The 12,630-nt window shown below is 24.1% G+C and carries 12 protein-coding genes and 1 other RNA gene; 7 read left to right on the top strand and 6 right to left on the bottom strand.

Annotated features, from left to right (window positions below):
• A complete protein-coding gene (gene mutM, locus ACJA28_RS00710) occupies window positions 1-813 on the top strand; it encodes a DNA-formamidopyrimidine glycosylase (protein WP_027121743.1) in 813 nt (270 codons plus the stop codon).
• Between the two features lie 50 nt (window positions 814-863).
• On the opposite strand, the gene ssrA is transcribed toward mutM, so the two are convergent.
• Window positions 864-1,243: a transfer-messenger RNA gene (gene ssrA, locus ACJA28_RS00715) on the bottom strand.
• Between the two features lie 4 nt (window positions 1,244-1,247).
• Window positions 1,248-1,676 (bottom strand): SsrA-binding protein SmpB, encoded by a 429-nt coding sequence (gene smpB, locus ACJA28_RS00720; protein WP_022935556.1) that lies wholly within the window; start codon window positions 1,674-1,676, stop codon window positions 1,248-1,250.
• A gap of 217 nt (window positions 1,677-1,893) precedes the next feature.
• Between smpB and ACJA28_RS00725 the strand changes: the two genes are divergently transcribed.
• The 5 genes from ACJA28_RS00725 to ACJA28_RS00745 all read left to right on the top strand — a co-directional run bounded on the left by ACJA28_RS00725 (window position 1,894) and on the right by ACJA28_RS00745 (window position 7,212).
• Window positions 1,894-2,715 (top strand): ABC transporter ATP-binding protein, encoded by an 822-nt coding sequence (locus ACJA28_RS00725; RefSeq protein ID WP_022935557.1) that lies wholly within the window; start codon window positions 1,894-1,896, stop codon window positions 2,713-2,715.
• Window positions 2,716-2,822: 107 nt separating this feature from the next.
• Window positions 2,823-3,644, top strand: a complete 822-nt coding sequence (locus ACJA28_RS00730; RefSeq protein WP_022935558.1) for an ABC transporter ATP-binding protein — start codon at window positions 2,823-2,825, stop codon at window positions 3,642-3,644.
• Window positions 3,645-5,429 (top strand): ABC transporter ATP-binding protein, encoded by a 1,785-nt coding sequence (locus tag ACJA28_RS00735; RefSeq protein ID WP_022935559.1) that lies wholly within the window; start codon window positions 3,645-3,647, stop codon window positions 5,427-5,429.
• Window positions 5,430-5,507: 78 nt separating this feature from the next.
• A complete protein-coding gene (locus tag ACJA28_RS00740; RefSeq protein WP_022935560.1) occupies window positions 5,508-6,293 on the top strand; it encodes a hypothetical protein in 786 nt (261 codons plus the stop codon).
• A 4-nt stretch (window positions 6,294-6,297) separates the two neighbouring features.
• Window positions 6,298-7,212: an RluA family pseudouridine synthase gene (locus ACJA28_RS00745; RefSeq protein WP_022935561.1), complete on the top strand. Its 915-nt coding sequence runs from the start codon at window positions 6,298-6,300 to the stop codon at window positions 7,210-7,212.
• Window positions 7,213-7,214: 2 nt separating this feature from the next.
• Here ACJA28_RS00745 and ACJA28_RS00750 read toward each other — a convergent pair whose 3' ends face one another.
• The 4 genes from ACJA28_RS00750 to deoD are packed head-to-tail and all read right to left on the bottom strand — an operon-like array spanning window position 7,215 to window position 10,939.
• Window positions 7,215-7,862 (bottom strand): hypothetical protein, encoded by a 648-nt coding sequence (locus ACJA28_RS00750; protein WP_022935562.1) that lies wholly within the window; start codon window positions 7,860-7,862, stop codon window positions 7,215-7,217.
• Window positions 7,843-8,925 carry a nicotinate-nucleotide adenylyltransferase gene (locus tag ACJA28_RS00755; protein ID WP_022935563.1) on the bottom strand — a complete coding sequence of 361 codons (1,083 nt, stop codon included), beginning with the start codon at window positions 8,923-8,925 and terminating at the stop codon, window positions 7,843-7,845. The genes ACJA28_RS00750 and ACJA28_RS00755 overlap by 20 nt, the downstream gene beginning before the upstream one ends.
• Before the next feature lie 8 nt (window positions 8,926-8,933).
• Entirely contained in the window at window positions 8,934-10,229 is a 1,296-nt protein-coding gene (locus ACJA28_RS00760) for a thymidine phosphorylase (protein ID WP_022935564.1), read from the bottom strand.
• Between the two features lie 11 nt (window positions 10,230-10,240).
• Complete coding sequence (deoD, locus tag ACJA28_RS00765) at window positions 10,241-10,939, bottom strand: purine-nucleoside phosphorylase (protein ID WP_022935565.1); 699 nt, start codon at window positions 10,937-10,939, stop codon at window positions 10,241-10,243.
• Between the two features lie 140 nt (window positions 10,940-11,079).
• Here deoD and ACJA28_RS00770 point away from each other — a divergent pair, with 140 nt between their 5' ends.
• Window positions 11,080-12,489, top strand: a complete 1,410-nt coding sequence (locus ACJA28_RS00770; RefSeq protein WP_022935566.1) for an endonuclease/exonuclease/phosphatase family protein — start codon at window positions 11,080-11,082, stop codon at window positions 12,487-12,489.
• Window positions 12,490-12,630: the final 141 nt, after the last annotated feature.

The following is a 12,630-nucleotide window of genomic DNA, read 5'->3' on the forward strand; positions in this document are numbered from 1 at the left end:
ATTCCAGAACTACCAGAAGTACAAACAGTAATTGATTATTTAAAAAAGGAAATAATTGGTTTGAAAATAAAACAAATTGAAATTAAAAATGAAAAATTTTTAAAAAATACAGTTATTGGAATATTTAAAGAAAAATTAATTAATAAAAAAATTGTTGATATTAAAAGAAAAGGAAAATATTTAATTTTTGAACTTGATAATTCTCTTTTCATGGTTGTTCATTTGAGAATGGAAGGAAAATTTTTTGTTGATCAAAAAAAGATTAATCGAAAGCACGATTATTTAATTTTTGATTTAACTGAAAAGTTTCTTGCTTATAATGATTCAAGACAATTTGGTACATTTCATCTAACAGATAATATTGAAGAATTAAAAGAATTGAAAAAAGTTGCTATTGATCCTTTGGATGATAAATTTGATGTAAATTATTTAAAAAATAAATTAGATAAATTACGCAAAGAAATCAAGGTTCTTTTATTAGATCAAACAATAGTAAGTGGTATTGGCAATATTTATGCTTCAGAAATTTTATTTGATGCAAAAATATTGCCTTTTAAAAAAGCTAATGAATTATCAATGGATGAATTGGAAAGAATAGTTGTTTCGTCTAAAAAAATTTTAAAGTTAGCTCTTAAATATAATGGAACTACAATTCATACTTTTTCTTTTGGAGAAAATAAAACTGGTGAATTTAATAAGTTATTAAAAGTTATGAATCGAGCAAATAAAAAATGTTATATTTGTTCAACTAATATTGTTAGAATAAAACAACAATCAAGGAGTACTTTTTATTGTCCGCAATGCCAAAAATAAAAAAATACTACTAGTAATCTAGTAGCAAAATGAGGTATTTGAAATACATATGGTGGAGATGCGGGGAGTCGAACCCCGGTCCATAAAATGAGTGATATTATTTTTCTACAGTTTAGATTATTCTTTGTTGCAATTCTTCTTTACTAGAACAAACAAGACAATAAAGAGAATGTCGATTGAAATTTCGTTAAGCTTTAATCGAATCCGCTTACATACCCTTTAACCGATACTTGCTAATATTAAGGGAATATTAGAAGTAACTAGTTGCTATCTTTAAGCAAAAACTAGGTTTGATTGTTGTGAAGATAATAGGTTAATATTATCTTCTGTTTGTTTTTCTTTTCCGTTTATTGAAAAGCCTAAGTAATTATGGTCTACTACACCACTGCAAAATAATAATCCCAAGTTATGTCGAAGCCATTACATCCCCATAATTAACAAATTTTATGAAGTCTTTTTTTAATTTCAGCTTCTTTTATAGCTTGTCTTTTATCGACTTTATTTCTTCTTTTTGCTAAAGCAATTTCCAATTTTATTTTGTTATTTTCTCAAAGAAGAACTAAAGGTATAATGGTACATCTATACTTTTCTATTTTTGTCAGAATTTTTAATAACTCATTTTTATGCAGAAGTAATTTTCTTGCACGAAATTCTTCATTTTTTTCAAGCATTCAAGATGAGATATGAATGTTTGAAGCAAACAGTTCATTTTTTTTGAAAGAACAAAATGAATTTTTTAAATTTACATTTCCTGCTCTAATAGATTTTACTTCTCACCCCTGAAGTTCCATACCAGCAATATATTTGTCTAATATTTCATAATCAGAGGTAGCAAATTTATTTTTTGCAATTACCTTTGACATTATTAATTTTCCTGACAATTCAATAATATCATTTATTAAACTAAGTTTTAATTTTTGCTATTATTTTAAACTTAAAAATATCAAATTATGTTTTATCATTATAGTTCATTTATAATTTAAAAATGATGAATTATAAAAACCTAAGAAAGGATAAAATTAATGCTTTATAAAAATAAACTAAGCCTGAATTTAAGCCTTTATTATTCATTTATTTTTAATGATCAAAAATAAAAGAATTATTAAATGAGATAAAAAAGATTGAATTAATTTTTTTTTAGGTTTTACAACAGGATGTATAAGTTCAGGTTTATCAGCATTTATTATATTTATTGTTAAATATATTACTAATAACGGACAAGAAGGACACATAAGTAATATTAACAATATTTGATATTCAATTTTATTAATGATAGGAGTTGGATTATTTTCGTTAATTTTTGCTTTTATTTCTAAAATATATTTATCAAAATTAAGTGCCACTAAAATAGCTCAAATAAGAAACATTATTTTTGATAAGACGCAAGATCTATCGCCACAAGATTTGCAAGAATATAGTTCCAATTCTTTGATGACAAGATTATCATTAGATATTTTCAATTATTCAATGTATTACAATTGATTTTTAATTAATGTTATTCCTTCACTTATAAGATGAATAATTTTTTCAATCATGATTGCTATTGTAAACTATATTATTTGTTTATTAATTATTTTTTTAAGTATTGTTTTATTTATTGTAGCAATTTTGTTTGCAAGAAAATCTTCATATTATTATGAAAAATCGATTAATAATGTAGATAAGATTAATAAGATAATTGAAGAAAATGTTGTAGGATCTAGAGTTGTGAGATCTTTTAATTTATTCGAAAGACAAATTAGAAGATTTTCAATAGTTAATGAAAAAATTTATAAAAATTCTTCGAAAGCAGAAATTAAAACATTTTTGTCATTTCCATTTTCATTAGCATTTATCAATGCTTGTGCCATTATAGTAGTTTTATTTGCATCTATTGTTAATTGAGAAAATATTAATTTTTAGGATCTAAAATTAGCATAGGGGATATTCTTGCAATTGTTTCATATTCGTATTTAGTTTTATGGTCGGTTTATGATGCGACATTTTTATACATTTTTTATACTCGCTCGTTGGTATCAAGAGAAAGAATTATTGAAATACAAAAATTACAAACACATAATGTCAATTATGAAGGAAAAACTTTTGTTCATGGTGATATTGAATTTAGAAACGTTTCCTTTAAATATTTCAAAAATTCTAATGATTATGTTTTAAAAAATATTTCTTTTAAAATTCCTAAAAATTCAAAATTTGGTATTGTAGGACAAACGGGATCAGGTAAAACTACATTATTGAATTTAATTACTAGAATGTGAGATATTAGTGAAGGAGAGATATTAATCAACGGAATTAATATCAAAGATTTAAAAACCTCTTCATTATTAGAAAATCTTTCTTACGCCTTTCAAGATAAAAAAATGTTATTTTCAGGAACAATAGAAGATAATGTTAAGTTTTCAAACCCAAACATAGATGAGAGTAGGATAAATAAAGCAATCAAGATAGCTCAACTTGAAGATTTTGTAAGTTCTCATCCTCAAGGAATCAAATATCAATTAGAAGAATTTGGTCAAAATTTGTCAGGTGGTCAAAAACAAAGGATAAATATAGCAAGAGCAATTGCAAGAGAAGCTTATATCTATCTTTTTGATGATGTAACCTCAGCTCTAGACAATTTAACTGAAAAAAAATTGTTAGAGGAATTGAATGAAAATATTCAAAATTCATCAATTATAATGAGTTCACAAAAAATATCTTCAGTTGAAAATATGGATCAAATAATTGTTCTGGATAAAGGAAATATCTCTTCAATTGGAACACATGAAGAATTATTAAAAAAAGATAAGATATACCAAGAGATTTATAACTTGCAAAATAGAAAGGAATATTAAATGTCTAAAAAAGATAATTTTAAAGAAACAATAAAAATAATTAAATTTTTTAAAGAAGATCCTTTAATTTTAATTTTTCATATATTTGTTGGTTTCTTATGTTCGGCTTTAGTCATTGTATCTTCTTATTTTGTTGGTGAAACAATAAATTTAGCTACAACTTCAATTAATTTAAATACAAAAGAATTTTTAAAAATTTTGTATGCTTCTTTGATAATTATTTCTCTATACACAACTTATTGATTATTAAATACCAAACTTTTGATTTGAACTATTAAACTTTCATATCGTTCTGGTTCAAGAATCAGATATGCAATTTTTACAAAATTATTAAATATTCCTATTTCTTATATTGACAAATCAAAATTAGGTGAATTAATGTCCAGAACTACTAATGATGTAGATATGATGATAGCTAACATGGTTCAAGTTGTTTTTGGTTTCTTTACTTCGCCTATTATTATTTTTTCTATTTTAGTTACTAATTTTATAATTTCGCCACTTTTATCGGTTGTTGCTCTTTTTTTTATACTACTAATATTGCTTGTAACAGGAATAATTGCAAAAAAATCTTCACCAAATTTTGATGAAATGCAAAAAAAGGTTGGTCAATTAAATTCTTTAAATAAAGAATATATTTTCAATAAATTACCAATTTATGTTTTTGGGAAACAAAAAGATATTAAAAATAATTATTATAAGATTAATAATCAACATAAAGAATCTTCATATAAAGCAGAATACAAAATAGGATTAGTTTATCCTTCTTTGGATATTTTAGAAAATATTACTTACGCTTCGTTGATTGCAATTGGAATAATATTTTTTACTTTTAACGTTCCACATGGTGGCGTTATTAAATTGTCTTGAGGAACAATAACAACATTTGTTTTATTAAATAGGATGTTATTAGGAGAAATTGGTTTTATTTCTCGTTTTGCTTCTTTGTATGAAAAATTATTTGTTTGTGCTAAGAGAATTATGGAAATTTTAAATGAAGTTGATGATATAGACCAAGGAACAAAAAGTTTAGATATTATCAAAGGTGATATCAAATTCGAGAATGTTTCATTTTCTTATATCAAAGATAAACCGATAATCAAAAATTTTAATCTTAATGTTAAAGCCGGTCAAACTATAGGTATTGTTGGCCCTACAGGTTCAGGGAAATCGACAATTATGAATTTATTAATGAGATTTTATGAATTAGATTCAGGAAAAATAACCATTGATGGAATTGATATTAAAGAGATTAAGAAAGATGAATTAAGAAAACATATTTCTATTGTATTACAAGAAACCAATTTATTTAATGAGTCAATTTATACAAATATTTCTTATGGTCATCATGAAAATATTTTTGATAAAGAAAAAATTCATTATGCTGCTCATCAAATTGGATCAGAGCACTTTATTAATGTATTGCCTAACAGTTATGAAACTATTATTGATGATCGAATTTCTATTTCTCAAGGAGAGGCACAATTATTGGCTTTAACAAGAGCATATTATTCTCCATCTTCAATTATGATTTTAGATGAAGCTACTTCATCAATTGATTCTAAAACAGAACAAGATATTCAGATTGGAATGAATAAATTAATGAAAGAAAAAACTTCATTTGTTATTGCTCATCGTCTTTCAACTATTAAAGATGCTGATTTAATTGTTGTTCTTAAAGATGGTGAAATTTTAGAACAAGGTAATCATCAACAATTAATAGATAAAAATGGTTTTTATGCAAAAATGTATACTTCTAATTTAAATATGTCTGATGATGAATAAAATTAAAAAAATATTTAATTAAATTAAACATCAATTCTTTTTGGCTAAAAATGTGTAGTGTACTATAATATATGAACTATGTCTTATAAGAAAATATTTTTATCTTCATTAATTATTTCAAGTATAAGTCCAACTTTTTTTGCTATTTCTTGTGGTTCTTCTGCAAAACAAACTAATAATTATATTCAAGAAAAACTAGATTTAATTCAATTTTTAAATGATAATCCTGATGCAATTTCTCCCTTAGATGAAAAACCAACAATTAATAATTTTGTTAATTTGCAAGGTTGAAAGAATTTAGATGATCTTTTGTCAGTTAATTTTATTGGTAAATATTTTAAAACTAATGAAAATTTTAAAAATTTTTTAAATGAAAAAGGAATTTATAAAAAAATAAGAAGAGTATCAATTCAGCCGCAAGTTAATTCAAAAACATTAACTATTATTTTCTATTTAGATAGTTCGTTGAATGATAAAGATATTGTAACCAAAGAAATAACCGAGGCATTAAATACGAATTTTGCTTATGCAAATGAAATAAATGTCAAGGCAATTATTAACACAATTCCCTACCCAAAAGCAGAAGATTTTACAAAAGATTGAAATAAAATAACAGCTAAAGAAATAGATTTAGTAGTTTTAAAAACAATGTTAAAAAATGCTTTTGATTTTGAAGATATTGAATTAGAAAAAATTGTAACTAAAGATTTTACAAAGAATTTTAAAATAAGTAAAAACTCAAATTATCAAATAAGTTTAAAAATAGATCAAGAAGGTATAAATCAAGGATTTATATTTCATAACCTAAAGGATGATGTATTATCTTACGATGTTCTTATAACATCAAATCCATTGGTAAAATAGATTTATGATTTTAAAAGAAGAAATAATATTAAAAGTGGATTATCAAGATCGTATTGATAAATATATTTCAGATCATACAGATATTTCAAGAAATGAAGTTAAAAATATTATTATTGATTATGGTGTTTTTGTTGATGAAATAGTAGAAGTTCGTAAACCAAATTTTACTGTTAAACCAAACCATATAATTAAAATAACTAAAAAAGTAAATAATAAAGAATACAAAATTGAACCACAAAATATTCCTCTTGATATTATTTTTGAAGATGAACATATCATTATTATTAATAAACCATCTGGAATGGTTGTACATCCTGCACCAGGGAACTATGATAATACTTTGGTAAATGCACTTTTATATCATTTTCGTAATCTTTCAGATTTAAACGGTTCAATAAGACCAGGAATTATTCATCGAATTGATAAATATACTTCAGGTTTATTAATTGTTGCAAAAACTAATGAAGCTCATCGTTATTTTGCTAATTTAATTAAAGAACATAAAATTAATCGTGAATATAAAGCAATTGTAAAAGGTTTAATTACAAATGATATACTCCATATTGATTTACCAATTGGTAGATATCCTAATGATCGACAAAAAATGATGGTAACTAAAAATAATTCAAAAAATGCTTACACAGATGTTTATCCACTTTATCATTATAAAAACCACACCTTAATTAAATGCGTTTTAAAAACAGGAAGAACACATCAAATACGTGTTCATTTAAGTTATATTAAACATCCTGTTTTAGGTGATGATTTATATGGTAAATATTTAGATGATTTTAGACAAAGATTGCATGCTTATAAATTATCATTTACTCATATCAATGGAAAAAATTTAACTTTTGAAGTTGACTATCCTGAAGATTTTTTTTCTAATGTTGAAGATATATATCCTGTTGATAAATAAAATTACATTAACTCAATCATTTTTTTGAAAGCTAATTTTGAAGCTTTAGTAATTGAAATATTAATATCTTTTTTTGTTGTCGATATATTATTTTCACCAATCACATCACTGATGCCTTTTATACAATAAAAATTTATATTGTTTTTGTCACAAACTTGTGCTATAGCGCAAGATTCCATATCAATTAAATCAAAATTAATTTTTTCTTTTAAACTATTGATAATTTTTATATCATTAATAAAAGAATTGCCTGAAGCTATATTTATTTTTTTAGAAGATTTTAATGAATTTAAATAAAATTTTTTTTCTCCAGGAATTTGTCCCTCTTTGTATCAAGGACTTGAAGCATCAAAGTAATAAAATTTTTGTGGGATAACAACTTCATATAATTTGCATTTTTTTGTTGAACCAACTGCTCCATAATTTCATATTGCATTTACTTTAAAACAATCAATTAAATATTGAGTAGCTAATGCTGCATTTACCAGACCAATTCTAGAATGAATAACATAAATTAATTTATTATTAAATCTATATAAATTAACATTCAAATTGTTGTTAAATGATTTAACAAATTTAAATTCGTTCATATTTTGAATTTCATTATCATCTGCAACAACTAAACCAATTTTATTTTGTTCATTTTTCATAAATTTCTTCTTGTTCTTTTGTAAAAATTATTCCTTTTTCTTTATTGAAAAGAATTGTTTGATTAATAACTAGTTTTAAACCTTGATCAATGTTTTTTAAAGCAATTTCTCTTGTTTTTTGAATCCCAGGATATTTTCTTCCTTGACACAACTTATCAGCAAGATAGACAATTTTATCTAGAATGTTTAAATTTATGTCTAATGATGTATGAACTCTAACAGCATGAGCTATTTCTTCTTCAACATTGAAGATGTGTTTTAAAATGATATAACCAATTTCTTGGTGTAATTTATAATCTTCAATTTGTGATCTTTGAGGTTCATATTTTTTAATAATATTTCTTGCTTTTTCTTTGTTATTGTTTGCAATATTTTTTGCAATATCGTGAACTAATGCCGCGAAAGCTGCTTTATTAACATCATAATTATTTACTTTAGCTAATTCAATTGCAAAGTTACGTGCATGCAAAGAGTGCAAGTATCTTTTTTCATCCAAAATATTTTTAAGAATATTTTCAAAGTAAATTTTTTCTTTTCCAATGTAATGCAATATTTTTTCACTCAGAACTTCAAAATTTCCATTTAAAAATTCTGTAGAAGATTCATTGTAAATTTGATTATTTATTAGTAAACAATTATATTTTTTAATATTTGTTTTATTGATTTTATTACTTCTTTTAAAAACAACAAATTTAACCATTCTAACAATTTGATCTATATTTTTTCATTTTGATAATTTAGTTAAATTATCACTACCAATAATAAAAAAAAGTTCGTCATTTGGATATTTATTTTTAAAGTATTTAATAGTATCGATTGTATAACTAAATCCTTGACGTTTAATTTCAAAATCAGAAATTTCCATTTTATTTTCTAGGACTAAATTAATCATTTCTATTCTTTGTTCTCCGCTTACATAATAATTATTTTTTTTAAACGGATTTTTTTGACAAGGAATAAAAATTAACTTATCTAAATTCAAAAAATTAATAGCTTCTTTTGCTATTTTTATATGTCCTTTATGAATAGGATTAAATGAACCACCAAACAAACAAATTTTCATATTTTTATCTATTCCATTTTAGCAAGTATTATCTTATTATTTTTTGGTTTTTGATTAATTTCAAATGTTTTTTTAACTTCATTGGATAAATTTTTATCAATTGGTTTGGATGAATATAAAACCATTAATATTTCATTCTTTTGAACTTTTTCATTTGTAACTTTTTTTAATTCGATTCCTGCTTCGTTATCAATAATATCTTCTTTTTTATTTCTTCCAGCACCTAATTTAACAGCAACTAACCCTAAAATAACTGAATTTTTTAAATACAAATATCCTGATTTAGTTGCATTTATTTCTAATTTATATTTTGGTTTTCATCAATTAGTTTTTTGAATTAGTTCAATATTTCCTCCTTGATTTTCAATTAATTCTAAAAATTTATTAAATGCTTTTCCAGATTTAATAACTTCTTCAATCAATTTACAAGCTTCTTTTTCATTTTTTACAATTTTGGCTTGGATTAAAAGAGTTGTAGCAGATGAATAAATTAATTCCATAAATTTTTTATCTCCGTTACCTTTTAATGATTCAATTACTTCAATAATTTCGTTTTTATTACCAATCATTCTCCCTAATGGTTGTTCCATATTAGTAATTTCAGCTCTTACATCTTTTTTTAATTTTTTTCCAATATTAATCATTCAACGAGCTAATTGTTTAGCTTCATTAATATTTTTCATAAAAGCTCCTGAACCACATTTGACATCTAGCAAAATGGCATCAGATCCTGTTGATAATTTTTTAGACATAATCGATGATGTAATCAAAGGTAGAGAATTTACTGTTCCGCTCACATCTCTTAATGCATATATTTTTTTATCTGCTGGTACTAGATTATCAGTTTGACCAATAATTGCAATATTTGATTTTTTCAATAAAAATTTAAATTGTTGTTCATTTAGAAAACAATTAAATCCTTCAATTGATTCAAGTTTGTCAATTGTTCCTCCAGTATAACCTAAACCTCTTCCTGACATTTTTGCAAACACAGCACCACAAGCAGCAACAATAGGACCTAAAACAAGAGAAACTTTATCGCCTACTCCCCCTGTTGAATGCTTATCAACCTTTATTCCTTTTATTGAACTTAAGTTTATTTTTTTACCTGAATTCATCATTGCTTCAGTTAAATAAGCAGTTTCAACATCATTCATTCCATTAATAACAATAGTCATTAATAAGGCTGACATTTGGTAATCGGGAATTTTATTTTTAGTATATCCATCAACAAAAAACTCAATTTCTTTTTGAGATAATGCTTCTTTATTTTTTTTCTTTTCAATAATTTCTAATATATTCATAATTTATTTTTTTAGAGAATGTTTAGAGCAACTTCAACCATTTTTAAAAATTTCTTTTCTCTTTCTTCAGGTGAAGTTTCTTTTTTTGTGATTAAGTTATCTGAAATTGTTAATAATGTTGCAGCTTGTTTATTTAATTTTTTAGCATTAACAAATAAAGCGTATGATTCCATTTCAACACAATCAGCTTGTGTTATTGCCAATGTTTCAGATAATGGCCTTGAAGCATAAAAAACATCAGAAGAATGAACTCTTCCTTTATTTAAATTGATCTCTAAATCTTTTGCAGATTTTTCTATTTCTTTGTTTAATTCTTTTGAAGGATAATGAATATTAGTTTTTTCACCTAAAACTAATTCGCTATAAGCACTTGAATCAGAGAAAGAGCTTTCTACTAAAAACACTTCATATAAATCTAAGTTTTCTTTATATGAACCTGCTGAACCAATTCTAATAATTTTGTCAACATCATAAAATTTAAATAATTCAAAAGAATAAATTCCAATTGATGGTTGTCCCATCCCTGAACCTGCAATTGTTACTTCTTTGTCTTTATATGTTCCTGTAAACATTAACATATTTCTTACGTTATTAACTTGCTTTACATTTTTTAAATATTTTTCAGCAATAAATTTTGCTCTAAGTGGGTCTCCTGGCATCAAAACAACTTTAGCTATTTCTTCTTTTTTTGCATTAATATGTGGTGTCATATTTCCTCCGTTTTGCAAATTATATTTAAATTACTATTAATTATATCTACTATTGTTATAAATCTTTAACAGTAGTAAAAATTTGCACAAATATTTACCTTTAAAATTGAAATTGTGAAGTTGTTGTAGAAAGGAAAAATATGAAATTTTCAAAATTAAAATTAACATTATTATCATCGCCCATTTTGTTATTACCACCTATTTTTTTAACATCATGTCAAAAAAATAATTTAAAAGAAACAAACGAAGTTACTGTTTCTACTTTTAACGTTTCTTTTGCAGTTGATAATGATAAAAATGAGACATATGATCGTTGAGTTAAGTTTTTCTCTTTTACCAATGAAGAACAAAATACTCTAATTGAAAAATATAAAAGTGCAAGCGATAAAAATGATGCTAGTTTATTAACAAAAGAAGAAAAAGAAAATGCTGAAAGAATTATTCAAATTCGTAATATAGCCGCAATTATTCAATACAAAAGACCAGATATTTTATTATTAAATGAATTTAATAATGATGGAAACGGTTCAAAAGAAACAATAGAATTGTTTCAAAAAAATTATTTATCTTTTTCTCAAAGTCTTAATTCTTTTAGTGACACTTCAATTATGTTAGAACCTATTTTTTATCCTTTTTATGATTCATTTGCAACAAATACAGGATTAGAATCAAATATGGATTTAGATAATGATGGAATTATTAATAGTTCTCCAAATGATGCTTATGGTTTTGGTTATTACCATGGACATTATGCTTTTGCTTTATTATCTAAATATGAGTTAATATCAAAAGAAAAAAGAACATTTCAAAATTTTTTAATCAAAGATATGCCAAATATAGAAATACCAAAAATTACAGTTAAAGAAGGAGACCCAAACTTTGACAAAATACCTCAAGGTATGAAAACGGGTGATAATTGGTATAGTGATGAGGAGTGAAATCGTTTAAGATTATCTTCAAAAAATCATGTTGATATTCCAGTTAAAATTAATAATGAAAAAATTCATTTATTATTATCCCATCCAACTCCTCCTGCTTTTGATATAGTAACTAAAGCAAATTTGATTCGTAACTATTATGAAGTAATTTTTTGAAAATATTACATAGAAAATGCTTCGTTTATTTATGATGATAATGGTTCTTATGGTGGTTTAGATGGAAAAAATGAAAAATTTGTAATTTTAGGAGATCTAAATTCTGATCCATTTACAAAAAACGAAGATTCTCATATTGGTATTAGTGAACTTTTATCTTCACAACTAATTAATCAAAAAATAAATAAAGAATTTGTACCAACATCTATTGGTGCAGCTATAGAAAAAAATTCAAATAATCATCCATTTTTTGAATCTAGAACTTCAACTTTTGGGAAAAGAGCCGATTATTCAATTCCTTCTCATAATAGTAATTTAATTGAAACTGGAGTATATTGAGCCGGTGTAAATGAGCAAGGAAGAAAATTATTTAATGATGTTTGATTTAATAAAGAAGTTTCTTCAAAAACAGTCTCTTCTGATCATAGATATGTTTGATCAAAAATTAGATTTTAAAATCAATGTAAACTTTAATATAATTTTGTTGTATTTTGAATAGTATTTTTAAGATTCAAATTAGTTTATTATTAGAGATTAATTTGAAATTTTAAGGTTGACAAAATACTCGCTTATCAAGAATGATAAATTTTTGTACTT

This window comes from Mesomycoplasma moatsii, assembly GCF_045276915.1.
In the GTDB taxonomy this organism is placed as follows: Bacteria; Bacillota_I; Bacilli_A; order Mycoplasmatales; family Metamycoplasmataceae; genus UBA710.